The 24,780-nt window shown below is 72.0% G+C and carries 25 protein-coding genes and 1 pseudogene; 17 read left to right on the top strand and 9 right to left on the bottom strand.

Annotation, left to right across the window (positions count from 1 at the left end; genetic code table 11):
* The coding region (locus ADY59_RS51830; protein ID WP_049572057.1) for a hypothetical protein at window positions 1-581 on the top strand (581 nt) is incomplete at its 5' end.
* A 14-nt stretch (window positions 582-595) separates the two neighbouring features.
* Here ADY59_RS51830 and ADY59_RS35785 read toward each other — a convergent pair.
* Complete coding sequence (locus ADY59_RS35785; protein ID WP_082310656.1) at window positions 596-1,255, bottom strand: type 1 glutamine amidotransferase domain-containing protein; 660 nt, start codon at window positions 1,253-1,255, stop codon at window positions 596-598.
* 71 nt (window positions 1,256-1,326) lie between these two features.
* Here ADY59_RS35785 and ADY59_RS54140 point away from each other — a divergent pair.
* From ADY59_RS54140 to ADY59_RS35775, 3 genes and pseudogenes are all read left to right on the top strand, one after another.
* Window positions 1,327-1,455: pseudogene (locus ADY59_RS54140) on the top strand (helix-turn-helix domain-containing protein); the annotation flags it as partial.
* A 108-nt stretch (window positions 1,456-1,563) separates the two neighbouring features.
* Entirely contained in the window at window positions 1,564-2,196 is a 633-nt protein-coding gene (locus ADY59_RS35780) for a substrate-binding domain-containing protein (protein ID WP_442937771.1), read from the top strand.
* Window positions 2,197-2,247: 51 nt separating this feature from the next.
* Complete coding sequence (locus ADY59_RS35775; RefSeq protein WP_049572047.1) at window positions 2,248-2,739, top strand: cupin domain-containing protein; 492 nt, start codon at window positions 2,248-2,250, stop codon at window positions 2,737-2,739.
* 51 nt (window positions 2,740-2,790) lie between these two features.
* Here ADY59_RS35775 and ADY59_RS35770 read toward each other — a convergent pair whose 3' ends face one another.
* On the bottom strand, window positions 2,791-4,299 hold the full coding sequence (locus ADY59_RS35770) for an MFS transporter (protein WP_053175469.1): 1,509 nt from the start codon (window positions 4,297-4,299) through the stop codon (window positions 2,791-2,793).
* 192 nt (window positions 4,300-4,491) lie between these two features.
* Between ADY59_RS35770 and ADY59_RS35765 the strand changes: the two genes are divergently transcribed.
* The 3 genes from ADY59_RS35765 to ADY59_RS50570 all read left to right on the top strand — a co-directional run bounded on the left by ADY59_RS35765 (window position 4,492) and on the right by ADY59_RS50570 (window position 6,264).
* Complete coding sequence (locus ADY59_RS35765) at window positions 4,492-5,409, top strand: LysR family transcriptional regulator (RefSeq protein ID WP_156325931.1); 918 nt, start codon at window positions 4,492-4,494, stop codon at window positions 5,407-5,409.
* A gap of 131 nt (window positions 5,410-5,540) precedes the next feature.
* On the top strand, window positions 5,541-6,092 hold the full coding sequence (locus ADY59_RS35760) for a dihydrofolate reductase family protein (protein ID WP_049572044.1): 552 nt from the start codon (window positions 5,541-5,543) through the stop codon (window positions 6,090-6,092).
* Entirely contained in the window at window positions 6,085-6,264 is a 180-nt protein-coding gene (locus ADY59_RS50570) for a hypothetical protein (protein WP_156325930.1), read from the top strand. Before ADY59_RS35760 ends, ADY59_RS50570 begins: the two co-directional genes overlap by 8 nt.
* Window positions 6,265-6,328: 64 nt before the next feature.
* Here the strand turns inward: ADY59_RS50570 and gdhA are convergent, their stop codons facing one another.
* Window positions 6,329-7,672, bottom strand: a complete 1,344-nt coding sequence (gdhA, locus tag ADY59_RS35755) for an NADP-specific glutamate dehydrogenase (protein ID WP_049572041.1) — start codon at window positions 7,670-7,672, stop codon at window positions 6,329-6,331.
* A gap of 142 nt (window positions 7,673-7,814) precedes the next feature.
* On the opposite strand from gdhA, the gene ADY59_RS35750 reads away from it, so the two are divergent.
* Window positions 7,815-8,111, top strand: a complete 297-nt coding sequence (locus ADY59_RS35750; protein ID WP_049572040.1) for a hypothetical protein — start codon at window positions 7,815-7,817, stop codon at window positions 8,109-8,111.
* Window positions 8,112-8,162: 51 nt separating this feature from the next.
* Here ADY59_RS35750 and ADY59_RS35745 read toward each other — a convergent pair whose 3' ends face one another.
* Both ADY59_RS35745 and ADY59_RS35740 read right to left on the bottom strand, forming a co-directional pair.
* Window positions 8,163-9,491, bottom strand: a complete 1,329-nt coding sequence (locus ADY59_RS35745) for an MFS transporter (protein WP_231619054.1) — start codon at window positions 9,489-9,491, stop codon at window positions 8,163-8,165.
* Window positions 9,492-9,573: 82 nt separating this feature from the next.
* Window positions 9,574-10,416: an NAD(P)H-binding protein gene (locus ADY59_RS35740; RefSeq protein ID WP_049572062.1), complete on the bottom strand. Its 843-nt coding sequence runs from the start codon at window positions 10,414-10,416 to the stop codon at window positions 9,574-9,576.
* 92 nt (window positions 10,417-10,508) lie between these two features.
* Between ADY59_RS35740 and ADY59_RS35735 the strand changes: the two genes are divergently transcribed.
* A complete protein-coding gene (locus ADY59_RS35735) occupies window positions 10,509-10,961 on the top strand; it encodes a MarR family winged helix-turn-helix transcriptional regulator (RefSeq protein WP_049572034.1) in 453 nt (150 codons plus the stop codon).
* A gap of 21 nt (window positions 10,962-10,982) precedes the next feature.
* Here the strand turns inward: ADY59_RS35735 and ADY59_RS35730 are convergent, their stop codons facing one another.
* On the bottom strand, window positions 10,983-11,564 hold the full coding sequence (locus ADY59_RS35730) for a TetR/AcrR family transcriptional regulator (protein ID WP_049572059.1): 582 nt from the start codon (window positions 11,562-11,564) through the stop codon (window positions 10,983-10,985).
* 97 nt (window positions 11,565-11,661) lie between these two features.
* Here ADY59_RS35730 and ADY59_RS35725 point away from each other — a divergent pair, with 97 nt between their 5' ends.
* Both ADY59_RS35725 and ADY59_RS35715 read left to right on the top strand, forming a co-directional pair.
* Window positions 11,662-12,855, top strand: a complete 1,194-nt coding sequence (locus ADY59_RS35725) for an MFS transporter (protein ID WP_049572031.1) — start codon at window positions 11,662-11,664, stop codon at window positions 12,853-12,855.
* 951 nt (window positions 12,856-13,806) lie between these two features.
* Entirely contained in the window at window positions 13,807-14,607 is an 801-nt protein-coding gene (locus ADY59_RS35715) for a nucleotidyltransferase domain-containing protein (RefSeq protein WP_049572026.1), read from the top strand.
* Between the two features lie 3 nt (window positions 14,608-14,610).
* Here the strand turns inward: ADY59_RS35715 and ADY59_RS35710 are convergent, their stop codons facing one another.
* Complete coding sequence (locus ADY59_RS35710) at window positions 14,611-16,812, bottom strand: MMPL family transporter (RefSeq protein WP_049572018.1); 2,202 nt, start codon at window positions 16,810-16,812, stop codon at window positions 14,611-14,613.
* Window positions 16,813-16,885: 73 nt separating this feature from the next.
* Between ADY59_RS35710 and ADY59_RS35705 the strand changes: the two genes are divergently transcribed.
* Window positions 16,886-17,431, top strand: a complete 546-nt coding sequence (locus tag ADY59_RS35705; protein ID WP_231619053.1) for a TetR/AcrR family transcriptional regulator — start codon at window positions 16,886-16,888, stop codon at window positions 17,429-17,431.
* Here the strand turns inward: ADY59_RS35705 and ADY59_RS35700 are convergent.
* Window positions 17,428-18,525, bottom strand: coding sequence for an ROK family transcriptional regulator (locus ADY59_RS35700; protein WP_049572013.1), 1,098 nt, complete (start codon window positions 18,523-18,525; stop codon window positions 17,428-17,430). The two genes, ADY59_RS35705 and ADY59_RS35700, sit on opposite strands and share 4 nt — an antisense overlap.
* A 99-nt stretch (window positions 18,526-18,624) precedes the next feature.
* Here ADY59_RS35700 and ADY59_RS35695 point away from each other — a divergent pair, with 99 nt between their 5' ends.
* Genes ADY59_RS35695 through ADY59_RS35675 form a run of 5 tightly spaced genes read left to right on the top strand, consistent with a single transcriptional unit; the run spans window position 18,625 to window position 23,849 of the window.
* On the top strand, window positions 18,625-19,854 hold the full coding sequence (locus ADY59_RS35695) for a Gfo/Idh/MocA family protein (RefSeq protein ID WP_049572011.1): 1,230 nt from the start codon (window positions 18,625-18,627) through the stop codon (window positions 19,852-19,854).
* Window positions 19,851-21,101 carry an ABC transporter substrate-binding protein gene (locus ADY59_RS35690; protein ID WP_049572009.1) on the top strand — a complete coding sequence of 417 codons (1,251 nt, stop codon included), beginning with the start codon at window positions 19,851-19,853 and terminating at the stop codon, window positions 21,099-21,101. The genes ADY59_RS35695 and ADY59_RS35690 overlap by 4 nt, the downstream gene beginning before the upstream one ends.
* Window positions 21,098-22,012 carry a carbohydrate ABC transporter permease gene (locus tag ADY59_RS35685; protein WP_231619052.1) on the top strand — a complete coding sequence of 305 codons (915 nt, stop codon included), beginning with the start codon at window positions 21,098-21,100 and terminating at the stop codon, window positions 22,010-22,012. The genes ADY59_RS35690 and ADY59_RS35685 overlap by 4 nt, the downstream gene beginning before the upstream one ends.
* Window positions 22,002-22,808, top strand: coding sequence for a carbohydrate ABC transporter permease (locus ADY59_RS35680; RefSeq protein WP_049572006.1), 807 nt, complete (start codon window positions 22,002-22,004; stop codon window positions 22,806-22,808). Before ADY59_RS35685 ends, ADY59_RS35680 begins: the two co-directional genes overlap by 11 nt.
* Before the next feature lie 54 nt (window positions 22,809-22,862).
* Complete coding sequence (locus ADY59_RS35675; RefSeq protein WP_049572005.1) at window positions 22,863-23,849, top strand: hypothetical protein; 987 nt, start codon at window positions 22,863-22,865, stop codon at window positions 23,847-23,849.
* Between the two features lie 12 nt (window positions 23,850-23,861).
* Here ADY59_RS35675 and ADY59_RS35670 read toward each other — a convergent pair.
* The coding region (locus tag ADY59_RS35670) for a PASTA domain-containing protein (RefSeq protein ID WP_231619051.1) at window positions 23,862-24,780 on the bottom strand (919 nt) is incomplete at its 5' end.

The raw sequence follows: 24,780 nt of genomic DNA, 5'->3' as shown, positions 1-24,780 counted from the left end.
CCCCGGTCGAGCCGCTCGTCATCCCGACCCCCGCCCCGAGCCCGTTCACCCCGCCCGCGGAGGCGATCGTCATCGCCGCCGCGGGGCCGGTGGAGCCGATCGTCATCCCGGCGGCGACCAGCCCCTTCGACGCCTTCGCCCGCACCCCGGAGAGGACCCGCACCCCGGACACCATCGGCGAGTTCGCCCGTCCGGCGCCGATGGCCGGTGCCGCCCACGCGGTGGACACGACCGCCGAGATGTTCGACGCCTTCGCCCGCCCGACCGTCCGCCGGGACGGCTACTCCGGGCGGCGCCGCCGCTACGAGCACCCGATCGAGGAGCCGGGCTTCGCCGCCGACGCTCCCCCGCGCGGCCGCCGCCACCGCTCGGGCGGCCTGGCCCCGCAGTACCTGGAGCCGTTCACCCAGGACGCGCCGCTGCGCGGCCGCCGCCACCGCACCGCCGCCCAGCAGGCCCGTACGGCAGCCCACCAGCAGATGGCCCTGACCGGCCCGCCCCAGCGCCAGTCGTCCGAGGACACGGCCCCCTCCAGGGCCCGCCGCACGAGCACCCAGCGCCGGGGCCGCCACCGCGCCTGAGCCGGTCAGCCCGGTCAACCCGCGAGCAGGGCCGTCACCTGCTCAGCCAGCGGGCCGGCGCTGGCCGGGTTCTGGCCGGTGGCCAGCCGCCCGTCCACCACCACCCGGGGCTCGAAGTCCGGCGCCGCCTCGTGCCGCGCACCGCGCTCCACCAGCGCGTCCGCCAGCAGGAAGGGCACCACTTCGGCCACCCCGGCCGCCTTCTCCTCGCTGTTGGTGAACGCCGCCACCCGCTTGCCGGCCACCAGGTGAGTGCCGTCGGAGAGCGTGACGTTCACCAGCGCCGCCGGCCCGTGGCAGACGGCCGCGACGACGCCGCCGCGCTCGTACACCTCCCGCGCGACCCGCTGTACGTCCTCATCGTCGGGGAAGTCCCACATGGTGCCGTGCCCGCCCGCGTAGAACACGGCGTCGTACGGGGCTGCGTCGAGTCCGGCCAGCCGGTGGGTGCCGCGCTGCTCCGGCGAGGCGACGAAGGCGGCCTGCACCGGATCGCCCGGGTCGTACCCGTCCTGCGGGGGCTCGCCGCCCCGCACGCTGGCCACCTCCACCTCGAACCCGGCCCGCCGGAAGACGTCCCACGGATGCGCCGCCTCGGGCACGTAGTAGCCGGTGCTCCGGACGTCGCCGAGCCGGTCGTGGCTGGTCAGCACGATCAATACACGCTTGGTCATGAGCCCAGGATGCCCCCGGTCACCCATCAGCCACCCATCAACAAGCGGGGGGACTCCATCAGAATACTGATATGTCGCTCTCGCTGGACCTCCTGCGTACGTTTCTGTCGGTGCACCGGACGGGCTCGATCACCGCCGCCGCCCAGACGCTCGGCCTCTCACAGCCCGCCGTGACCGCCCAGGTCAAGGCGCTGGAGGCGACGCTGGACCGGCCGCTGTTCGACCGGCTGCCGCGCGGCGTCGCGCCCACGGCCGCCGCCGACGAGCTGGCCCGCCGTGTCGCCCCGGCGCTCGACGCCCTCGACACGGTGGTACGCGCCGAACTGCCCGCCGAGCAGGCCGTGCACCTGGGCGGCCCGGCCGAGTACGTCTGCGAGCGGGTCGTCCCCGCCCTCGCCCCGCTGACCGCCGAGGGGCTGCGGGTGCGCATCACGCTAGGCCTGGCCGACGACCTGCTGGCGGACCTCGCCGCCGGACGGCTCGACGTGGTGATCTCCACCATCCGCCCGCGCCTGCGCGGCGTGGTGGCCGAACCGCTGTACGACGAGGAGTTCGTCCTGGTGGCGGCCCCTTCGCTGGAGGTGCGGGGTGAGCTGCCCGGCGCGCTCGCGGACGTGCCGCTGATCGCCTACGCCGAGGACCTGCCGATCGTGCGCCGCTACTGGCGCACCTTGTTCGGCCGCCGCCCGTCGGCGTCCGCGCAGGTCGTGATCCCCGACCTGCGCGGCGTCCGCAACGCCGTCCTGGCGGGGATGGGCGTCTCGGTGCTGCCCACGTACCTGTGCGAACATGACCTCGCGGCGGGCCGCCTGGTCGCGCTCGCGGAGCCCGAGATCCCGCCGATCAACACCGGCTACCTGGCAGTCCGCCCCGGCGGCCTGGCGACCACCGCCGTCTCCCACGTTCACACCCATCTGCGAGAGGCACTGAAGGTCAGTTGACCGAAACGTCCCGCCCTATGCTCGGGATCGTCCCCTTACTGAAGGAGCCACATGACGTACCCCGAGCCGCGCTACCTGGGTGAGAACGGCGAGCAGAGCGGGCTGCTGCGGCCGGCCGGCATGGCGCCCGACCTGGACATGGGCGGCGGGAGCGCCGCCCACTACCTGGCCACCGGCGCGAGCACCGGCGGAGCCTTCGGGCTCTACCGATGGGAGATGGGCCCCCGGCCGTCCGGCCCGGCGCCGCATTTCCACCGGACCATGACCGAGTCCTTCTACGTGCTGTCCGGCACCATCCGGCTCTACGACGGCGCCACCTGGATCGACGGGAAGCCGGGTGACTTCCTGTTCGTGCCCGAGGGCGGTGTCCACGCCTTCCGCAACGAGTCCGGCGAACCGGCGTCGATGCTGATCCTGTTCACGCCGGGAGCGCCGCGGGAGGGCTACTTCGAGGAGGGCGTGGCCCTGAGGGCGGGCGGCCGCCAGCCCAGCGCCGAGGAGCTGGCCGACCTCTATCGGCGCCACGACCAGTACATGGTCTAGATCCGACGCCGTCGAGCCGAGGCGAGGGAAGGAGATCGCCTGCGGCAGCGGCTATTCGGTGGCAGCGACCCCATCGCACGATGCGGGCCGCCGCGAGCCGGCGAGTTGCGGGCAGCCGGTCGCGTGGTGGCGGCACGCCGGCTCGGCGGGCACGCCCGCGGGGCGGGGAATGCCGAACCAGGCGAGGAGGCCACCGAGGATGAACGAGCCCCCGCAGATCAGCATGCCGCCGTCGAACCCGCGGTCGAGGGCGGCGGGGTTGTGCGCGGCGTCCTGCGGCAGCCCCGCCAGCAGGGGCAGGGCGGCGACGACGATGAGGCCGGCGGCTCTGGCAACCCCGTTGCTGACGGCGCTGGCGGTGCCGGCACGCGCGTCGGGGACGGCGCTGAGCACAGTGGCGGTGATGGGCGGCGTGATCAGCGGGATGCCGATGCCGACCAGGGCGACCACCGGGAGCACCTCAGCCGGGTAGGAGGCATCGGCGCCGATCCGGGTCGCCAGCAGGAGCGCGAGCCCGCAGACGAGGGCGCCCGAGGCGAGAGGTACGCGGGGACCGATCCGCGTGGTCAGCGTCCCGCCCCAGGCCGACAGCACGAGCGTCAGCACGGTGAGGGGAAGCAGTGCCAAGCCGGTTGCCAGCGTGCTGTATCCGGCGGTGATCTGCAGCTGGATCGGCAGCAGGAAGAACAGTCCGGCGAGCCCGCCGTACAGGAAGAAGCCGGCGAGGTTGGCGAGGCTGAACGGACGGGAGGCGAAGAGCCCGAGCGGCAGCATGGGCGTCGGGCTGCGCCGCTCGACCCGCACGAAGCCCAGCACGGCCACCAGCCCGAGGAGGGCGGCGGCGGCCGCCGGGCCCGGGTCGCCGGGGGCCTGGATCAGCGCGTAGGTCATCGCGCCGAGGCCGAGCGCCGCCAGGACCGCCCCTGCCACGTCGAACCGGCCCGACAGCTCGCCGTGACGGCTTCGCGGCACGCGGGCGATCAGCAGCAGGGCGAGGAACCCGGCCAGCGGCACGTTGATCAGGAACACCCACCGCCACCCGGCCGCGTCCACCAGCACGCCGCCGAGCAGCGGTCCCGCGGCGCCTGCCATCCCGCTCATGCCCGACCACCAGCCGATCGCTCGCGCCCGGTCGTCGGGGTGGAACGAGGATTGGATGAGGGCGAGCGAGCCCGGCACGACCAGGGCGCCGCCGACACCCTGGAGGGCGCGGCCGGCGATGAGCCACTCCAGGGTCGGGGCCATGCCGCACAGCAGGGACGCGACCGCGAACCACACCACCCCCACCAGGTACACGCGCCGGCGACCGAAGCGGTCGCCCAGGCCGCCGCCCAGCAGGATCAGCGCGGACAGGGTGAGCGTGAACGCGTTGACCGTCCACTGCAGGCCCGCCATCGAGGCGTCCAGGCTCCGATCGAGGGCCGGCAGCGCCACGTTGACCACCGTCGCCTCAAGCAGCACCAGGCCGGAGCCGACGGCGGTGACGATCAGGACCCACCGCCCGGCCGGCGTGCCCAGGCGCAGCGGCGTCGTGGCGGCCGCGTCCTGTGAGGCCGTCACTCCGGTGCTCCCCGTGCTCGCCGCCCGCCCGGTGACCTCCACCTGTCCGGCACCACCCTGCTCATCGCGGGACTCCTTCGCTTCACCGCCGCGGCACCCACGGGCCGCCCCATCCACTCTCCAGCCGACGGCCGCGGTGTGCAGCCGCGAAAACTGACACAATCGACAAGCGGGAGCAATGAATCGAGGCTCATGGACTGGCAGGAGATCGAGGCGTTCCTGGCGGTCGCGGACGAATTACATTTCGGCCGGGCCGCGGATCGGCTCGGCCTGTCCCAGGCCCGGGTCAGCCAGATGATCAAAAAGTTGGAGCGGCGGGTCGGCGCGTCGTTGTTCGACCGGACCACCCGCCGGGTGAGCCTGACACCGATCGGGCAGGGGCTCCTGGCCGATCTGGCTCCCGCTCACCAGTCGGTCCTGGACAGCATCCAGCGGGCGCAGGCGGCGGGCCGCGGCATCAGCGGCGTCCTCACCGCCGGATTCCTGGGCCCGCTCGCCGGCCGGGTCCTGCTCGACGTCCTCGAAGCTCTGCGCTCCAGCCACCCGGATCTGGAGGTCCAGCTCCGGGCGACCGAGGTCGCCGATCCCTGCCGGCCGCTGCGGGACAACGAGCTCGATCTGCTCCTCACCCAGCTCCCGGTGACCGAGCCGGGCATCACGACCGGACCGGTCGTCATCGTGGAGCCGCGCGTGCTCGCGGTCTCGGCGCGGCACCCCTTGGCCCGCAACAGCACCGTCTCGCTCGAAGACCTCGCCACCGACCGGATGCTCCGCCCGGCCGGGTCACCTCCCAGACAATGGCTGGACAACTGCCAGCCCTGGACGACACCCAGCGGCCGGCCGATCGATCGCGGGCCGGCCGTACGCACCTTCCAGGAACTGATGACCCTGGTCGCCGCCGGTCAGGGCATCTGCACGGTGGCGGCGCACAACATCCGCTACCACCCCAGGACCGACGTCGCCTTCGTCCCCATGCCCGACACCCCGCCCTTCGAATTCGGACTGGTCTGGCGCACCACCGGCCAGACCAGCAGAGTGCGGGCCTTCGTCGAGGCCACCCGCCGGCTCCTCGCCGACTCGGGCGGGCCAGCCGCCATGGCCACCCGGTGACCCCCGGAACGTGCCGCACGCCATCGCGTCGCGAGATGTCGATTTGCGTGGTGCTTCCGTGGCACCACGGATGTCCGGCCCCCGGCAGCGGAGCAGACTCGCCTCACACACGTTCGAGAGCGGAGAAACTCATGCGGCGCATCATCAACTCGACCTTCGTCACGATCGACGGCGTCATCGACGGCCCCCAGCACTGGCCGGCGCTGGGCGCGCGGGACGACGGGGACGCGCAGCTCGACGTGCTGCTCGGCTGCGACAGCGTGCTGCTGGGCCGCGACACCTACCACAGCTTCGCCTCGGTGTGGCAGGGACGATCCGGCGACCCGTACACCGACAAGATCAACTCCGTGTCCAAGTACGTCGTCTCGACCACGCTGGACAAGGCCGAATGGGAGAACACGAGCGTCATCAGCGGCGACGTGGTCGCCGAGATCGCCCGGCTCAAGGACGGGCCGGGCGGCGACATCCTGCAGTACGGGTTCGGCCGGCTCTCCCACACCCTGATGGAGCACGGCCTGCTCGACGAGCTGCGGCTCTGGGTGCACCCGTTCTTCTTCGGGCGGGCCGACGGCGACGGCCTGCTGTTCAAGGAGGGCACCCGGGCGATGTTCGACGTCATCGAGGCCAAGACGTACGACTCCGGGGTGGTCCTGCTCTCCTACCGCCTCAGAAAGAATGGTTGACGACCGAGCGGTGGCGCTCGTCGCCCTGTTCCTGGGGGTGGCCGGCCTGCTCGCGACGCTGGTGCCACCGCTCCGCCTGCCGGGCCTGGCCTCCGTCGACGATGCCCGACGGGTCGAGGAATGCCTGCGGATCTTCCCGGACCAGGTGAGCGCGTGCTCCTCCGCCGGATGAACGGCGCCTTCGCAGGGGCCGGCCTTGGTGACCGGCCCTCTCGCTCGGCTGAACGGCGCCGGGTCTAGATCAGGCCGAGGGCGAGCATCGCGTCGGCCACGCGGCGGAAGCCGTCGATGTTGGAGCCGGCCACGTAGTTGCCCGGCATGCCGTACTCGTCGGCGGTCTGCAGGCAGCGGCCGTGGATGTCGCGCATGATCTCCTGGAGCCGGTGCTCGGAGAACTCGAACGTCCACGAGTCGCGGCTGGCGTTCTGCTGCATCTCCAGGGCGCTGGTGGCGACGCCGCCGGCGTTGGCGGCCTTGCCGGGGCCGAAGGCGACTCCGGCGTCCAGGAAGACCTTGATGCCTTCGGGCGTGGTGGGCATGTTGGCGCCCTCGCCCACGGCCAGCAGACCCCCCTCGACCAGGTGGGCGGCGTCGCGGCCGGTGATCTCGTTCTGCGTGGCCGACGGCATGGCGACCTCGCAGGGCACCTCCCACACGCTGCGGCCCGGCACGAACGAGACGTGCTCGCCCCGGCGCTCGGCGTAGACGTCGAGGCGGGCGCGTTCGACCTGCTTGACCTGCTTGAGCAGGTCGAGGTCGATGCCCTTGTCGTCCACGACGTAGCCGGAGGAGTCGGAGCAGGCCACGACCGTGCCGCCGAGCTGCTGCACCTTCTCGATGGTGTAGACGGCGACGTTGCCGGAGCCGGACACCACGACCCGCTTGCCGTCGAACGACGTGCCGCGCGCCTTGAGCATCTCGTCCACGAAGAACGCGCACCCGTAGCCGGTCGCCTCGGTGCGCACCTGGGCGCCGCCGTAGGTCAGGCCCTTGCCGGTGATGACGCCGGACTCGTACCGGTTGGTGATGCGCTTGTACTGGCCGAACAGGTAGCCGACCTCACGGCCGCCGACGCCGATGTCACCGGCGGGCACGTCGGTGTACTCGCCGATGTGGCGGTAGAGCTCGGTCATGAAGCTCTGGCAGAAGCGCATGACCTCGCGCTCCGAGCGCCCCTTGGGGTCGAAGTCGGAGCCGCCCTTGCCGCCGCCGATGGGGAGCCCGGTCAGGCTGTTCTTGAAGATCTGCTCGAACCCGAGGAACTTCACGATGCCCAGGTAGACCGACGGGTGGAACCGCAGTCCGCCCTTGTACGGGCCGAGCGCGCTGTTGAACTCGACCCGGAAGCCCCGGTTGATGTGCACCTCGCCGCGGTCGTCCTCCCACGGCACCCGGAAGATGATCTGCCGCTCGGGCTCGCAGATACGCTCTATGATCTTCGATTCGGCGTATTCGGGGTGCTTGCCGAGTACTGGGCCGATGCTCTCCAGCACCTCACGCACTGCCTGATGGAACTCGATCTCTCCAGGATTGCGGCGCAGGACGTTGTCATAGATCGACGACAGTTTCTCGTGCAACACGGATTCTCCCCACTCACTTGCATTCGCCCCTCACTGTAGGAGGTGCGCGTTCGTGAGAACTCCCCGGGACCCCGAAAGCGGTCGCACGATCAGTAATCGACCTCTTACCCTGAGTGACGACCGCGAACCCCCACGAGGAGACATGATGATCCGCGACTTCGCCCTGGCCGACCTCGCCGGCGCCGCGCTCGGCACCGCCTCCCCCGCGCAGGCGACCGACGTCCCCGCCTACACCTGCGACAACCTGCGCGGCGACGAGGCGACCACCGTGCTGTACGGCGCCTGCGAAGCCACCCCGGGAGCGGTCACGTCCGGGGCCTTCACCGGCGAGGTGGTCGGTCAGACCCGGCAGTACCCGATCCGCATCCGGTGCGCCGGCGGCGGCCGGGCGACCTTCCCCCACGAGGTCCTGATCCGGGACTGCACCCGGATCGGCTAGCCGTTCCGTCCCGGGGCACGCGGCGGGCCGCCGGCACCGGACGCTGAAGGCTCACATCGGAAGCGGCTTACGGGCGGGCAGGAGCCGGACGAGCCCGCAGCAGGCCACCAGCGCGGCGGCGACCACCGTCAGTCCGGCGGTGACGCCGCCGGCGGTGTGGAGGTAGACGGTGGTGACGGCGGCCGCGCCGATGCTGCCGGCCAGTTGCTGGGTGGCCGACAGGGCGCCGCTGGCGCTGCCCGACTCCCTGGCGTCGACGCCGCCCAGCGTGACCTGGTAGACGCTGCCGAAGCAGGCGCCGAGGCCGAGGCCGGTGAGGAGGACGGGCGGGACGAGCGCCCACACGGCCGGTGCGGTCCCCAGCGCGAGCAGCCAGAGTGTGCCCGTCAGCGTGATGAGCAGCCCGGCCAGGATGAGCCGCCGGCCCAGGCGGGCCAGCAGCCGGTGGGCGGCGGCGGAGGACACCACGATGCCGGCCGCGAGCGGCGCAAGGCTCGCGGACGCCTGCGTGGGGGTGCGCTGCAGCGCGTCCTGAAGGAAGAGCGCGAGCAGGAACAGCAGGCCCGACACCGCGGCGTTGAACACCAGGCCGAGGGTCAGCCCGGAGACGAAGCCGCGATCACGCAGCAGCGAGGGCTCGATGAGCGGGCTGGGCGCCGTGCGCTGACGCCACCCGAACAGGACGAAGAACGCCGCTCCCGCCGCCAGGCAGGCGACGGCCCGGGGCGTCCAGCCGTGACCGGCGCCGTCGATGAGCCCGTACAGCAGGCCGAGCATGGCGGCGGCGAGCAGGCCGGAGCCGGGGCCGTCGACCGTGACGGCGCGTTCCCCCTCGTCGCGGGGGAGCAACCGGACGGCGAGGACGACGGCCAGGCCGCCCAGCACGATGTTGATCAGGAACATGGCGCGCCAGCCGAGGCCGAGCAGGTCGGCGTCGATGAGGACACCGGCCAGGATCGGCCCGCCGATGGACGACAGGCCGAGCGCCGGAGCGAAGACGCCGAACGCCTTGCCGAGCTCCTCGCGGGGGAACACCGCGCCGAGGATGCCGAACCCCTGCGGGATCAGCAGCGCGCCCAGCGCCCCCTGGAGCAGCCGGAACACGACGATCGACATCGGGTCCCAGGCCAGGCCGCAGGCGATGGAGGCGAGTGTGAAGCCGGTGACGCCGATCAGGAACAGGCGGCGGCGGCCGTACTTGTCACCGAGGCGGCCGCCGACCACGAGCAGGACTCCCATGGACAGCGCATAGGCGCTGCCGAGCCACTGGACGAGGGGCTCGCCGCCGGACAGGTCGGCGGCGATGGTGGGGGCGGCGAGGTTGGTGATCGTCGCGTCGAGAAGGTCGAGGATGGCGGCGAACAGGACGACGGCCAGCACGGCCCAACGCCGCCGGCCAGTGGTCGGAACAGTGGGCAGGACAGTGGACAAGGGGGGTTCTTCCCGTCGGAAGGGGCGCGGATCAGCGCCGGGTGAAGGCTGCGGCGTTCTCGATGGCCCACTGCCGGAAGGTGCGGGCGGGCGTGCCGAGGAGGGTTCGGGTGGTGTCGGCGACGGCGGCGGGCTGCCGGGAGGCCGCGGCCCACCAGGCGAGGAGGGACCCGGCGGACGCCGCCGGCATGTAGCGGCTGAGCTGCCGCTCGGCCTCGGCGTGGGTGATCCGGACGATCGGGATGTCGTGGCCGGCCACCTCGGACAGGATGGCGAGCTGCTGCCGGAAGGTGAGCCCTTCGGCGCCGGTCAGGGTGATCGCGCGGCCTCTGAGCGCGGTGCCGGTCAGCGCTTCGAAGGCGACGTCGGCGATGTCGGCGGAGTGGATCGGCGCGAGTTCGGCGTCGGGGTAGGCGAGCTGGACCGGGAGGCCCTGGCTGATGTCGTGCGCCCAGGCGAGGGCGTTACCGGCGAAGGCGTCCGGCCGCAGGAAGGTGCTCGGCAGGCCGGAGGCGGTCAGGGCCCGCTCGACCCTGAGGCTGTGGCTCGCCATGGGGTCGGTCTCGGCGTCGGGGCTCAGCACCGACGAGGACGACAGCAGGACGACGTGGCCGGTGCCGGCGGCCTGCGCGGCCTTGACGAAGGCGTCGATGCCGTCGGGGTCGGGGTAGAGGAAGACCTGGTCGGCGCCACGCAGAGCCGCGTCGAACGTGTCGGGCCGGCCGAGGACGAGCTCGGCGGCCGGGACGCCGGCGGGGACGGTGAGCTCGGCGGGCTTCGCGCTGGCGGCGCGGACGGGCAGGCCGGCGGCGTGCAGGCGGGCGATGAGCGCCTGGGCGACCTGGCCGCGAGCACCGGTGACGAGGATGGTCATGACGTCTCTCCATTCGTTGATCGAAAGCATATGCATGACATCATGCATATAAGTTCATGTCAACATATGCCTTCACGGGTAGGATGAGCCGCATGACAGACGATGAGCTGCTGGACGCCGTCGGTCCCGCGTTCTCCAAGCTGAGGCGCACCTCGCTGCTGGAGGTCGAGAACCCGATCTCCGCCAAGGACCTGAGCCGGACGCTGGTGCTCAACCTCGTCCTGGAGAACTCCGAAAAGGAAGTCACCGTCGGAGCCGTCGCCGAGTTGCTCGCCGTCGACCCCTCGGTCGCCAGCCGGATGGTCAGCGACAACATCAAGGCCGGCTACCTGGTCCGCGCCGCCTCCCAGCACGACGGCCGGCGCACCGTGCTGCACCTCAGCCCCGAGGGCCGGCAGCTCATGGCCCGCTTCCGCCACCACCAGCGGTCGGCCTACGAATACATCACGGCCGACTGGTCCGAGCGCGACCGGCTGGAGTTCGCCCGGCTGATGCTCAAGTACGTCGACTCCCTGGCCCGCCTCAGCGCCTCCGCGGAGCCATGACCGGCACCGGGATAGGCGTGGTCAGGTCGCAGACGTCGCGAGCGTTTTGATCGTGAAGTCGATTGCTGTGACGAGTCGTTGGACGTCGTGTCCGGTGCGTTCGCGTACGCGTAGTCCGAGCACCGTCGTGAATAGCAGCTCCACTGCGCCGTCGACGTCCAATGCGGCGGGCAGGTCGCCATCGCGGATGCCGCGGCGTAGCAGTGACGCCAGGGTTTTCCTGGTGACCTCGAACGCGGCCTCGGTCCTCTGCTGGACCTCGGGGTCGGTGGTGCCGAGTTCGGCAGCCGTGTTGACCACGAAGCAGCCGCGACCGGCCTCGTGGCTGATCATCCAGATCAACCACTCTCGCAGGACTTCGAGGCTGGGACCGGCGGCGCTGAGCTGCACTTCCGCTTGCGTGGACTCCGTCGCCCGATAGTGGTCCAGCGTCCGCAAGAACAGTGTGCGCTTGTCGTTGAACGTCCGATACAGGCTGCTTTGCTTGAGTCTTAGCTCGGCGCCCAGGTCGCGGACGGACGTGGCGTTGTAGCCGCGACGCCAGAACAGGTCGGTCGCCTTGGCGATCACGTCTTGCTCGTCGAACTCCCTGGGCCGCGCCATGCTCGCCACCCTACCAAGGTTGTGGAGCGATCGTTCCCGTATTAGGGTGTGCCGCCATATGGGAGCGATCGCTCCCGAATGAGAGGGGAGACACGACGTGACGGCAACGGACCCTACGACGACCCGGCGAAACGCGTCGGCGAAGAATCATTGGATCGCGGTGTCCGCCGTGGCCTTCGGCACATTTCTCCTGGTGACGGCCGAGCAGCTCCCCATCGGACTGCTCACCCCCGTCGGCTCGGCGCTGTCGGTCTCTGAGGGTGCGGCGGGCTTGATGGTCACGGTCCCCAGCATCGTCGCCGCCGTCGCGGCACCATCGGTCCCGGTACTCGTCGGCAGGATGGATCGCCGGCTCTTGCTCGTCGCCTTGATGGGACTCATGACGCTCGCCAACCTGGCCTCCGCCCTGGCCCCGAACTATCCGCTTCTGATCAGCGCCCGCGTGCTGGTCGGGGTGGCGATCGGCGGGTTCTGGGCCATCGCCGGGGGTCTGGCCGTCCGGCTCGTCCCCGCCCCGCTCGTGCCGCGGGCCACGGCGATCATCTTCGGCGGTGTCGGGGCCGCGAACGTCTTCGGCGTCCCCATCGGCACGGTGATCGGCGATCTGGCGAATTGGCGGGTCGCGTTCGGCGCTTTGAGCGCGCTCGCCCTGGTCGTGCTGGTCGCCTTGCTGGCCGTACTGCCACCGTTGACGGCAGCTCAGCCCGTCGGCCTGCGGCGGCTGGCCGACCAGTTCCGCAACCAGGGCGTCCGGGTCGGCATTCTGGCGACCTTTCTGATCGTGACCGGCCACTTCGCCGCCTACACGTTCATCAGCCCGGTGCTGCAGGATCTGTCCGGCATCGACGCACAACTCGTCGGGCCTCTGCTGTTCGGATTCGGCCTGGCGGGCGTCGCAGGGAACTTCGTCGCGGGTGCCGCCGTGGCGAAACGGCTCCATCGGACGGTCCTGTCCATCGCCGCCGCCTTGGGGGTTACCGTGCTGCTCTACCCCCTGGCAGGGCTCACCGCCACGGGCGGGGTAACGCTGCTCGTCGTCTGGGGCCTGGTGTACGGCGGGGTCTCCACGAGCCTCCAGACATGGATGATCAAGTCCGCGCCACATGCGGTCGAGGAAGCCTCCGCTCTGTGGGTGGCGGTGTTCAACCTCGCGATCGGGCTCGGCGCGCTGGCCGGCGGCACGATCGTCGATGCCCTGCCGCTCCAGGGAATCCTCTGGCTCGCCGGCGTTCTCGTCCTGGCGGCCGGGCTGGCGGTGTGGAGTGCACGCCGGAACGACAGCCTTCGATGACACCCGTCTCGCCGATCTGTGGCGATCACATCTGCCGCGCATCGACTTCGGCCAGGACCCCGTACCCACCCGTCGACGCTCGCGGCGTAGCCGGGGCGGGTGTTCCCTGTGGCTCGGCCCCATTCGCTGGCGGTCGAGATGTGCAGGCCGAGGAGCTTGCCGACCACGACTGGGCAGTTGTGAGGCGAGGTCCGCAAGGGCGGTACCGCGTCCGGCGCGGCTGTGTGCTCCGACCGCGTTGAGCAGGTGGTCCACGGCCAGTTCGCGGAGGAGGCCGGCCAGGGGTGCGGGCACATCGACGGGTCGCATTCCGAGTTGTAGCCGCATCTGGCCGGGGCCGTCCATGGTCTGGTCCCCGGTCAGGGGCGCGATCCGGCTGACGCTGGCCGTAGAGCAGGACGAGGCAGCCTGCGACGCGGACGCGGGTGCCGAGACCGTCGTCGTGCAGGAGCCGGTGGACGATGCTCCAGCGTTCGTCGTCTTCGATGGCGGACTGGCCTCGGCCAGGTCGGTCGGGGCTCGGGAGGGTGACGTCCGTGAGGTAGTGCTGCTTGGTCGCCCCAGCTGATGAACCGGCGGATCTCCGGGCGGCCGGGGCCGTCGGAGGTGAGCCAGGCGCCGAGGCCGGCCTGGGTGCAGGTGGCCAGGGTGCGGTCGTGGGTCGCGCAGCCAGCTGAGGAAGCGGATCAGGGTTCGTGGCGCGGCTACCTGGCCGTAACTCCAGCGCCTGCGGGCTGCGGCTCGGCGCAGTTGTCGAAGGAGGGACCAGGTGCCGAAGCTGCGGATGAGCTTCTCGACGTCACGGAGAGGCAGGAGGCCCGCGGCGACAGGTACACCGATCGCAGACCGGATCGCCGCCGGGGCCCCGGCCGAGACGGCGGATCTCATCGCACGGCGTCTCCCCCGGTAAACCGCTGGCCCTCCGGGGCCAGCGGCTGGCACACTCGCGCGATGCGGACGTACATCGAGGACATGGCGCGCAGCCTGGCCGAGGTGCCGGGGGTGACGGCCGTGATGCTCGGCGGGAGCCGGGCACGCGGCGAGCACCATCCCGGCTCCGACTGGGACCTGGGCGTCTACTACCGGGGCGAGCTCGACGTCGACGGCCTGCGGGCGCTGGCCGGGCCGGAGGTGGAGGTGGCCGGGCCCGGCGGCTGGGGGCCGTGGGTGAACGGCGGCGCCTGGCTGACCGTCGACGGGGTCGCGGTCGACTGGATCCTGCGTGACCTGGACCGGGTGGAGCGGGTGTGGGCCGACTGCCGGGAGGGCCGCTACGTGGTGGCCGTCCAGGCCGGGCACCCGCTGGGCTTCTGGTCCCCGTGCTATCCGGGCGAGGTGGCGCTCGGCCAGATCCTCACCGATCCGTCGGGCGAGCTGTCGCTCCTGCGTGACGAGGTCGCCGTCTACCCGGAGCCGTTGCGGCGGGCGCTGATGGCGGGCGCGTGGGAGGCGGAGTTCCTGGCCGACGTCGCCGCCAAGAGCACGGGCCGCGCCGACGGGCTGCACGTGGCGCTGTGCCTGTCGCGTGCCTTCGGCGTGCTCACCCAGGCGCTGTACGCGGCGGAGCGGCGCTGGTGCCTCAACGAGAAGGGCGCGCTCGCGGTCGCCGAGACCCTGCCGGCCGCCCCCGAGGGGTTCGGCCGGCGGGTCCGCGCGATCCTGGGTTCGCTGGGCGAGAGCGCGGAGTCCCTGACGGCAGCGGTCCGCGACGCCCGCGCCCTGACCGCCGAGACCCGCGCGGCCCTGGGGTGAGCCTCAGACGGTGACCCGCTCGGGCACGCGGGAGGGGGCGGCGGGCGTCTCCTCCTCCTCGCCTTCCACCGACAGGTTCGGCAGCAGCCGGTCGAGCCAGCGCGGGCACCACCAGTTCCACCGTCCCAGCAGCACCATGGTCGCCGGGACCAGGAAGCCGCGGATCAGCGTCGCGTCGACCGCGATCGCCACCGCCAGCCCCACGCCGAACGTCTTGACCATCGGATCGGGGTAGGCGATGAACGCGGTGAACACCGCCACCATGATCAGCGCCGCCGAGGTGATCACCCGCCCGGTGGAGCCCAGCCCTTCGGCGACCGCGCGGCGGTTGTCGCCGTGCCGCAGGTACGCCTGCCGCACGGCCGTCAGCAGGAACACCTCGTAGTCCATCGACAGCCCGAACAGCACCGCGAACAGCAGCAACGGCACGTAGCTCTCGATCGGCACGCTGAAGAACAGCGTCTCCAGGTACGACGCGCCGGCCGGCGGGTCCATGCCCACGAGCCCGCTGCCGAGCCCGATGGAGAAGACCAGCGCGAGCGCCCCGAAGGCGGTGCCGAGCGACACCAGGTTCATCAGCGCCGCCTTGATCGCCACGATGGGCGCCCGGAAGGCCAGCAACAGCAGCAGCGCGCTGAGCAGCACCACCACGGCGATGACCAGCGGCGTACGCTCGGAGATCCGGTCGGCCGCGTCGGCCAGCGCGGCCACCTCGCCGCCCACGTGCACCTCGAACCCGGGCAGGTCCAGCCCCCGGATCGCCTTGACGACGCCGAGGGCCCCGGGGTCGCTGGGCGCGTGGTCGGGAATGACCTGGACCATCAGGACGGTGCCGGAGTCGGCGATCTCGCCGTCCGACACGTGCCGGACGCCGTCGACGGTCTCGATCTCCTCGCGGAGCCGGTCCACGTCGGCGTCCGTCGCCGCGTGCGGCAGCGTCGCCACGACGCTCACCGGCCCGTTGCTGCCGGGCCCGAACCCGACCTCCATCAGCTCGTACGCGCGCCGTCCCGGGTCGTCCTTGGCCCCGTAGCCCTCGTCGAGCGGCCCGAGCTGGAGCGACAGCGCCGGGGCGGCGAGCGCGCCGAGCAGCAGCACGCTGCCGGCCAGCACCCGCCACGGGCGGCGGGCCACCCACGCGCCGAGCGCGCCCCACCCGGACGACTCGGGACGCCTGCCCAGGAACGGCACCTTGAGCGCGTTCACCCGATGCCCCAGGAGCCCGAGCTGGGCGGGCACGAGCGTGACGGCGGTGAGCACGGCGGTGACGACGGAGATGCCGGTGACCCAGCCGAGGGTGCGCAGCAGCGGGAAGCCGCCGAACATGAGCGCGCTCAGCGCGATGATGACGGTCCCGCCGGCGAACACCACGGCTCCGCCGGAGCTGGACACGGCGCCGCGCACGGCCTGCTGGACGGTGATCCCGGTGGCGAGCAGCCGCCGGTGGCGCGACAGCAGGAACAGCGCGTAGTCGATGCCCACGCCGAGCCCGATCATCGTGGCCATGATGCCCGCCTGCTTGGGCACGTCCACGACGTGGCCGAGCAGCCCGATCACGCCCAGCCCCGAGGCGACGCTGACCAGCGCGGTGAAGATCGGCACCAGGGCGGCCGTGAGCGTGCCGAAGGCGAAGACCAGCACCAGCAGCGCGCACACGACGCCGATGATCTCGCTGGGCCCGGTCTTGATCTCCTTGTCGGCGGGGTTGCCGCTGGCCGCCGCGACGACCTCCAGCCCGGCCTCCCTGGCGGGCTCGGCCGCGTCGGACAGCGCCTGCGCGGTGGCCGCCTGCTGGGTGCTGTCCTGGCCGCTCAGCCGGACGGTGATCAGGCCGATCTGCAGGCTGGGGGACATCCCGGCGGCACTGTAGGGCGAGCTGACCTCGTCCACGTGCGGCTGGGTGCGCAGCCGCGCGAGCGCCCGCTCGACGGCCGCCTTGCGCGGCTCCTCCAGGAGCGACCCGTCGGGCGAGTAGACCAGGAGCTGTACGGTGCCGCCGACGTCGTATTCTGGGCCGAAGCCCGCGCGCATCAGGTCGTGGGCCCGCTGGCTGTCGGTGCCCGGGATGGCCACGTCGTTGCTCACCGGGCTGCCGAACACCAGGCTGCCGCCCATGAGCGCGGCGGCCGCGATCACCCATAAGGCCAGGACCAGGCGGCCGCGCCGGGCACACCATTCGCCGAGCCGCCCCAGAAAGCGCGCCATCTCGCCTGTCCCCCTGTCCTGTACGGCCGTACAGGGACTTACGATAGGGCAGGCACGCCCCGGTGGAAATGAGATGATGACCACACCCGACGACACCCGCAGCCGCATCCTGGCCGCAGCCAGGGAGCTGTTCGCCGAGCGCGGCTACGCCCGCACCTCGCTGGCCGACATCGCCGCCGCCGTGGGCCTGACCAAGACCGCCGTCGCCTACCACTTCCATCCGAAGGACCGGCTGGCCACCGAGTTGCTGGCGCCGTGCGTGGAGGACATGTTCACGCTGCTCGGCACCGAGTTCGGCGGCGACAGGCAGGCGTTCGCCGAGGCGCTGACGGGGTTCGTGGTGCGGCACCGGGCGGTGGTCCGGCTGTTCATGGAGGATCTGGGCGGCGCCGACGACGCGCCGCCGGGGTCGACGGGCGAGGCCGTGCGGACCTTCCGCGACGAGCTGTTCGCCAGGCTGACCGGCCCCGACCCGGACGACGAGGCGCGGCTGCGCGGCTGGGCCGTGCTGGGCGCGCTGCAGCTCAGCGTCACGCAGACGATGGACCTGCCGGAGGAGCGGGTGCGCCGGTCGCTGGTGCGCTCGGTGCTGACCATCGTCGGCCGGAACGCCGGTTAGAGCCCGAGCACGTCGCGTTCCACCCGGTCGAGCGCGAGCCGTACCGCGCCCAGGGCCACGCCCTCGTCGCCGAACGTGGACGTGACCACCTCGGGCCCGCTCAGGCACAGCTCGGCGAGGTGGCGGCGGAGCGGGCCCAGCAGCACGTCACCGGCCTGCGCGTAGGCGCCGCCGATCACCAGCAGGTCGGGGTCGACGGCGAGCACGAGCGCCGAGGCGCCGATCGCGAGGTTCTCCGCGTAGCGGTCGACGCTGCGCAGCGCGGCCCGGTCGCCGCCGGCGGCCGCCGCGAACACCTGCTCGACGCTGCCGTCCTTGACCAGGGAGGTCGCGGCGTCCTCCCAGCCGACCTGGCGCAGCGTGCCGATCTCGCCCGCCGCGCCGGAGCGGCCCGGGTGCAGCCTGCCGCCGATCAGGATGCCCGCGCCGAGCCGGTGGCCGACCAGGACGTAGACGATGTCCGAGGCGTGCTGGGCGCTGCCGCGCCAGTGCTCGGCGAGCGCGGCCAGGTTGGCGTCGTTGGCGGCCAGCGCCGTGCAGCCGAACCAGCGTCCGGCGATCCCCGCCAGGTCCACGCCGGTCCAGCCGGGCAGCGTGAGCGACAGCGACACCCGGCCCGAGCGGTCGACGATGCCGGAGGTGCCGGCCGCCAGCGCCCACACCCGGGTACGGGCCAGCCCGGCGCCGTCGACGCAGGCCAGGCAGGCGCGGCGGGCGGCGTCGAGCCGGTCGGGGGCGGCGGCGTCGCCGGCGACGGGGACGCGCTCGCAGGCCACCACGTCGCCGTTGAGGTCGGCCAGCGTGACCACGATCCGGTCGCCGCTCACGTCCACGCCCACCACGTGACCGGCGTCGGCGCGGAAGCCGAAACGGCGGGCGGGCCGGCCCATCACGCCCTCGTCGGGCGGCACCTCCCTGACCCAGCCGCGCTCCGCCAGCTCGTCGAGCACCGCCTCCACGGTCTGCCGGGACAGCCCGGTGATCCGGCCGAGCTGGGTGAGCGTGGCCACGCCCTCCCGGCGCAACGCCCGCAGTGTGACCTGGGTGTTGACCTTGCGCACCAGCGACGCGTCACCCGGCCGGAGGTCGGTCACTTACGAGACCTCTTTTCATAACTTTCCTATTGACGACTATGAGCCCGGATCCTAGCATCGGCCGACATACGTTAAACGGTTTCATATGTGGAGGCGTACATGGTCACTCTCGCCGTCGTCGGTGCGGGTTCCCGGGGGACCGCCTACGCCCGCCACGCCGTGGACTCCGGCCTGGCCCGCGTGGTCGCGGTGGCGGATCCCGCCCCGAGCCGGCGCGACAGGTTCCCCGGCGCCGCGCCGTACGGGGACTGGCGCGAGCTGGCGGCGCTGCCGCGCCAGGCGGACGCGGTGATCATCTCGACGCAGGACCGGGACCACGTCGAGCCCGCGGTGCGCTTCGCCGAGCTGGGCTACGACATCCTGCTGGAGAAGCCGATGGCGGTCTCCGAGGACGACTGCCGGGCGATCGTCGCGGCGGCCGAACGCTCGGACGCGATCTTCGCCGTCTGCCACGTGCTGCGCTACACGCCCTACACCCGGGCACTCAAGGCGCTGCTCGACGCCGGGCGGATCGGCGAGATCGTCAGCGTCCAGCACCTGGAGCCGGTCGGCTGGTGGCACCAGGCCCACTCGTACGTGCGCGGCAACTGGCGCAGGACCGACGAGTCCACGTTCATGCTGCTGGCCAAGTCCTGCCACGACCTGGACTGGCTGGTGCACCTGACCGGCAGGCAGGTGCGCCGGGTGTCGTCGTTCGGCGGGCTCAAGCACTTCCGCCCGGAGAACCGGCCGGAAGGCGCGGCGGAGCGCTGCCTCGACTGCCCGGTCGAGCCGAGCTGCCCGTACTCCGCCCGGCGCATCTACCTGCCGCTCGCCGGCCAGGACCGCTGGCCGCTGTCGGTGCTCACCGACGACGTCTCCGAGCAGGGGGTGCTGGAGGCGCTGCGGACGGGCCCGTACGGCAGGTGCGTCTACGACTGCGACAACGACGTGGTCGACCACCAGGTCGTGAACATGGAGTTCGAGGGCGGCGCGACCGCCTCGTTCACCATGACCGCCTTCACCCCGGCCGCCCACCGGCAGACCCGGATCTTCGGCACCAGGGGCTCGATCGAGGGCGACGGCGACCTGCTGACCGTGCACGACTTCGTCACCGGCCGCGCCGAGACCGTCGACACCCGGCCCACCGGCGACGGCACGGCCGCGGGCGGGCACGGCGGCGGCGACGAGGGCCTGGTCAGGGCGTTCCTGGCCGCCGTGGCGAGCGGGGACCGCACGCCGATCCTGTCGTCGCCCGGCGAGAGCCTGCACAGCCATCTCATCGCCTGGGCCGCCGAGAGGTCGCGGCTCGAAGGCGAGACCGTCACGCTGGAAGGGACCCCCCAATGAGAACACGGCAGATCACGGCCCTGCTGGCGCTCGGCGCGAGCCTGGTGGCCTGCGGCTCGTCCGACCCGGAGCCCGCCGCGCAGGGCGGCGGCGACGGGCGCGGGCCGATCACGTTCGTCGGCGGCAAGTTCGAGGCCGAATCGGTGCAGAAGATCGTCGACGCCTGGAACGCGGCGCACCCGGACGAGAAGGCCACCGTGGTGCTGCTCCCGGAGGCCGCCGACGAGCAGCGCAGGAAACTCATCCAGAGCGCCCAGACGAAGTCCGACACCGGCGACGTCATCCTCATCGACGCGGTGTGGACCAGCGAGTTCGCCGCCAACCGGTGGATCGACGAGCTGAAGCTGGACACCTCGGCGTTCCTGCCGCCCACGGTCGAGACCGGCAGGTACCGCGACAAGCTGTACGCGATGCCGATGTTCACCGGCACCGGGCTCCTCTACTACCGCACCGATCTGGTGAAGGAGCCGCCGAAGACGTGGGCCGAGATGAGGCGGATCTGCGACGAGGTCCTGCCGAAGCAGAAGGGCATGGCTTGCTACGGCGGCCAGTTCGACAAGTACGAGGGCCTGACCGTCAACTTCTCCGAGGCCGTCGCCTCCGCCGGCGGCGACCTGGTCGACGCCTCCGGGCAGCCGCAGGTCACCGGTGAGGCCGCCAAGAAGGCCGCGCAGTTCCTGGCCGACGGGTTCAAGAGCGGGATGATGCCGAAGGAGGCGATCACGTACAAGGAGGAAGAGGGACGGGTCGCCTTCCAGGACGGCAAGCTGCTCTTCTACCGCAACTGGGCCTACGGGTACGAGGCGGCGCAGAAGACCGACGGCTCCAGCAAGGTCGCGGGCAAGACGGACGTGGCGCCGATCCCCGGGCTGGACGGGCCAGGCGCGGGCACGCTCGGCGGCAACAACCTGGCCGTGTCGGCGTTCTCCAAGAACAAGCGGACGGCCGCCGACTTCGTCGCGTTCATGACCAGCACCGCGCAGATGCGGGCGTTCGCGCTGACCAGCTCGATGCCGGTGGCCACGGCCGCCGTCTACGACGACCCGGAGCTGATCAAGAAGTATCCGTATCTGCCGGCGCTCAAGGAAGGCATCCTGGCCGCCGAGCCGCGCCCGAAGGCCGTCCGCTACGGTGACGTGACCGCGGCGATCCAGGAGTCCGCCTACGCCGTCGTCACCGGCGCCAAGCCCGTCGACCAGGCCATGACCGAGTTGCAGGCGGCGCTCGGCCCGCTGCTCCAGCCGTGACGGGCAGGCCGCGCGGGCAGTCGTGGCTGGCGGCCGCGATGCTCTCCCCCACCATGATCGTGCTGGCGCTGGTGGTGTTCTATCCGCTGGTGGCCGCGATGCGCGAGTCGTTCTACACCAGCGGGCAGACGCTGGACGCGGACGGGTTCGTGGTGGAGGGGGAGCGGTTCGCCGGCCTGGCCAACTACGCGGGCGTCGCCGGCGAGCGGTTCCTGAACGCGGCGCTCAACACCACGCTGTTCACCGTGGTCACGGTCGGCGTGGAGGTGGTGCTCGGCGTCGCGATGGCGCTGGTCATGCAGCGTGCCTTCCGCGGGCGGGCGATCCTGCGGGCCGGGATCCTCATCCCATGGGCGGTGCCGACGGCGGTCTCCGGGCTGATGTGGAAGTGGATCTTCCAGGCCGACGGCGTGGCGAACGCGCTGCTCGGCACCGAGATCCTGTGGACCGCCGACGGCCCGTGGGCCAAGCTCGCCGTGGTCGTCGCCGACGTCTGGAAGACCGCGCCGTTCGTGGGCCTGCTCGTGCTGGCCGGGCTGCAGATCATCCCGTCGGAGGTGTACGAGGCCGCGAAGGTGGACGGGGCGTCGGCCCGGCAGCGGTTCCGGCGCATCACGCTGCCGCTGGTCAAGCCGGCCCTGCTGGTGGCCGTGCTGTTCCGGCTGATGGACGCGCTGCGCGTGTTCGACCTGCCGTACGTGCTCGTCGGGCCGCGCAAGCACTCGGTCGAGACGCTGTCGGGGCTGATCTGGGACGAGGCGACCCGGGTGCACTACGGGCCCGCCTCGGCGTACGGGACAGCGTTGTTCGCCTACATCGCGGTGATCGCGTTCGTGTTCGTCAAGCTGCTGGGGGCCGACCTGCTGAGCGACGTGCGGGCGCGGCGGAAGGAGGCCCGCGATGTGGGGTAGGGCGGGAATGATCGGCATCGCGCTGTACTGCCTGGTGCCGTTCTACTGGATGGTGGTGTCGAGCTTCCGCCGCACCTCCGACATCTACGATGTCTCGCCGCTTCCCAGCCCATGGTCGGTGGAGAGCTACGACGCGGTCTTCGCCGAGGGCATGGGGTTCGGCCGGGCGCTGGTCAACAGCCTCGTCGTGGCCGGCACCACCACGGCCGTCACGCTCGTCATCGGCACGCTGGCCGCCTACGCCCTGGCCCGGCTGCGTTTCCGGGGCAAGAACGTGATCCTGGCCCTGGTCATCGCGGTCTCCATGTTCCCCGGGGCGCTGCTGATCGTGCCGCTGCTCAAGCTGTTCACCTCGATCGGCTGGATCAACAGCTACCAGGCGATGATCGTGCCGTCGATGTCCTTCGCGCTGCCGCTGACCATCTGGAACCTGACCACGTTCTTCCGCCAACTCCCCCAGGAGCTGGAACAGGCCGCGATGATCGACGGCTGCACGGCGTTCGCCGCGTTCCGCCGGGTCATGGTGCCGCTGGCCGCGCCGGGCATCTTCACCACGGCGATCCTGGCGTTCATCGCCACCTGGAACGAGTTCATCATCGCGGTCACCATGGTCAACGACCAGGACGTCCAGACGGCCACCGTGCGCATCGCGCAGTTCACCGGGGCGGCCAAGTTCGACACGCCGTTCGGCACCCAGATGGCCGCGGGGGTGCTGGTCACGATCCCGCTGGTGCTGATGGTGATGTTCTTCCAGCGGCGCATCGTCTCGGGGCTCACCGCCGGGGCCCTCAAGTGACTCTGCTACCTTTGGCCACTTCTGTCTGTTAAGTCGGTTGTGGAGGTGCTTGGCATGCGGCGGCGGAACGGTCCGGTCATCGGCGGCGTGATGGCGATCTGCCTGCTCACGGGCTGTTCCGGGCTACCCGGCCTCGATCGGCCGGCCCGCCCGGAAGCCAAGCCCTCCACCCCGTCGGCCACGCCCACCCCGGCGAGCCCCGTCTCCACCCAGGAGGCCACCGCCGTCCTGGACGACTACATCAAGCGCAACAACGCCGCGAACAAGGCCAGGAGCACCGAACTGCTCGCCGGCTACGAAGCCGGCTCCAGCTTCGTCATCGACCAGGCCGCCTACAACTCCAGCCGCATCCTGCACAAGAAGACCGAATACGTGCCCTTCGGCTACGCCGAGCCCGCCTTCCACGCGCCGGCGCCCACCTGGTTCCTGGCCACCGCCCTGTGGAAGGGCAGGACGGAGACCGCCAAGACGCCCACGTACCTGCTGTTCACCAAGGAGGCGGACGGCTGGCGTCAGGTGTACGCGCCCGACGTCTTCACCGGCGTCGGCGCCGCACCCGAGATCGCCACCCCCGTCACCGAGGTGAAGCAGGCGGACGCGACCGGGCTGCTGATGTCACCGGCCGACTTCGCCAAGGGCTACGCCGCCCACCTGGGCGGCAAGAGCTCCACCCGGTTCGCCGCCGACCGGCTCACCACCTCCGCCGCGTCCAACCGCAGCAAGATGGACCCGTACGCCAAGCTCACCGAGGCGGTCCGCCCGGCGAGCCGCTACCCCTCCTACGCCCTGCGCACCGCCGACGGCGGCGCCCTGGTCTTCACCACCTTCCAGCGCGCCAGGCGCTACGACGTACGCCAGGGGCCGCAGCGCAACTACGTCTTCCAGAAGAACAACGGCCTCATCCGGGGCAAGTTCTACACCTTCCTCAAGGTCACGGACCTGGTTCAGGTGGCGGCCCACATCCCGCCGAAGACCGCCGAACCGGCGCAGGTCAAGGTGATCGGCTCCTACTCGGGCATCATCTCCGGCAGCGGCAGCTGACGGCCTTCCGGCTCACGGCCCGGCGGGGGTTCCGGCCGGAGTCCCGGCCGTGCCCGTCGGGTCGATGCTCGGCTCCGCCGGGTCCGGGCCCGACTGCGGGGCCAGGCCCACGGTGACCACCGCCGCCGCCCCCGGCCCGGCGCACCCGCCCGGCTCCGGCGACTGCGCGATGGCGACGTCCACCTGCGACTCGTCCTCCACCACCTGGCCCTTCACGGTGACCGCGAAACCGGCGGCGCGCAACGCGTCGCCCGCGTCGTCCCGAGACCGGCCGATCACCGACGGCACCACGGCGCCCCGCCTGGCCACCGTGAGGGCCACCGGCGTGCCGCCCGCGACCCGGCTGCCGGCCTTCGGCGAGGTGGACAGCACCCGGCCGTCGGGCTCCGGCGCGCACTTCTTCGACACCGGCCCCACCGCGAGGCCCGCCTCCGCCAGCGCCGCCTCGGCCGGCTCGCGTCCCAGGCCGGTGAGCGCCGGCACCGCGATGCCCGCCGACACCTGCAACGCCACCGCGCTTCCCCGCTCCACGGCCGCGCCCGCCGCGGGGCGGCTGCCGAGCACCCGGCCGACCTCCCGCCCGGAGTCCACCGGCGTGACCTCGCCCGCCACCAGCCCCGCCCGCCGGAGCGTCTTCACCGCCGCCGCCCTGCTCAGCCCCGCCAGCGGCGGCACCGGCACGCTCACCGGCCTGATCACCGGCGGATCCGACGGCCTGGGCTCACGCGGCCCCTCCTCCTCCAACGGCGTGGACTCCTCCACCGGGGACACGGTCGCCACCGTCGAAGGCCCGGCCTCGACGCCTCCCGGCGGCGTCCGGCCGTCCCGGCTCAGCGCCGGCGCCAGCAGCATCGCCAGGATCGTGACAGTCACCGTCACCGCCCCGGCCACCGCCACCCCGCATCGTCGACCGCTCGGGCCGGGTGTCGCT

This window comes from Nonomuraea sp. SBT364 (genome assembly GCF_001083785.1).
Taxonomy (GTDB): domain Bacteria; phylum Actinomycetota; class Actinomycetes; order Streptosporangiales; family Streptosporangiaceae; genus Nonomuraea.
This window is presented reverse-complemented; position numbering and strand designations above follow the sequence as displayed.

Coding starts and splice junctions, on each gene's coding strand:
- ADY59_RS35785 (WP_082310656.1), bottom strand. CDS start 1,255: ATGACCAAGCGTGTATTGATCGTGCTGACCAGCCACGACCGGCTCGGC.
- ADY59_RS35775 (WP_049572047.1), top strand. CDS start 2,248: ATGACGTACCCCGAGCCGCGCTACCTGGGTGAGAACGGCGAGCAGAGC.
- ADY59_RS35765 (WP_156325931.1), top strand. CDS start 4,492: ATGGACTGGCAGGAGATCGAGGCGTTCCTGGCGGTCGCGGACGAATTA.
- ADY59_RS35760 (WP_049572044.1), top strand. CDS start 5,541: ATGCGGCGCATCATCAACTCGACCTTCGTCACGATCGACGGCGTCATC.
- ADY59_RS50570 (WP_156325930.1), top strand. CDS start 6,085: ATGGTTGACGACCGAGCGGTGGCGCTCGTCGCCCTGTTCCTGGGGGTG.
- ADY59_RS35750 (WP_049572040.1), top strand. CDS start 7,815: ATGATGATCCGCGACTTCGCCCTGGCCGACCTCGCCGGCGCCGCGCTC.
- ADY59_RS35740 (WP_049572062.1), bottom strand. CDS start 10,416: ATGACCATCCTCGTCACCGGTGCTCGCGGCCAGGTCGCCCAGGCGCTC.
- ADY59_RS35735 (WP_049572034.1), top strand. CDS start 10,509: ATGACAGACGATGAGCTGCTGGACGCCGTCGGTCCCGCGTTCTCCAAG.
- ADY59_RS35730 (WP_049572059.1), bottom strand. CDS start 11,564: ATGGCGCGGCCCAGGGAGTTCGACGAGCAAGACGTGATCGCCAAGGCG.
- ADY59_RS35715 (WP_049572026.1), top strand. CDS start 13,807: ATGCGGACGTACATCGAGGACATGGCGCGCAGCCTGGCCGAGGTGCCG.
- ADY59_RS35710 (WP_049572018.1), bottom strand. CDS start 16,812: ATGGCGCGCTTTCTGGGGCGGCTCGGCGAATGGTGTGCCCGGCGCGGC.
- ADY59_RS35705 (WP_231619053.1), top strand. CDS start 16,886: ATGATGACCACACCCGACGACACCCGCAGCCGCATCCTGGCCGCAGCC.
- ADY59_RS35695 (WP_049572011.1), top strand. CDS start 18,625: ATGGTCACTCTCGCCGTCGTCGGTGCGGGTTCCCGGGGGACCGCCTAC.
- ADY59_RS35690 (WP_049572009.1), top strand. CDS start 19,851: ATGAGAACACGGCAGATCACGGCCCTGCTGGCGCTCGGCGCGAGCCTG.
- ADY59_RS35680 (WP_049572006.1), top strand. CDS start 22,002: ATGTGGGGTAGGGCGGGAATGATCGGCATCGCGCTGTACTGCCTGGTG.
- ADY59_RS35675 (WP_049572005.1), top strand. CDS start 22,863: ATGCGGCGGCGGAACGGTCCGGTCATCGGCGGCGTGATGGCGATCTGC.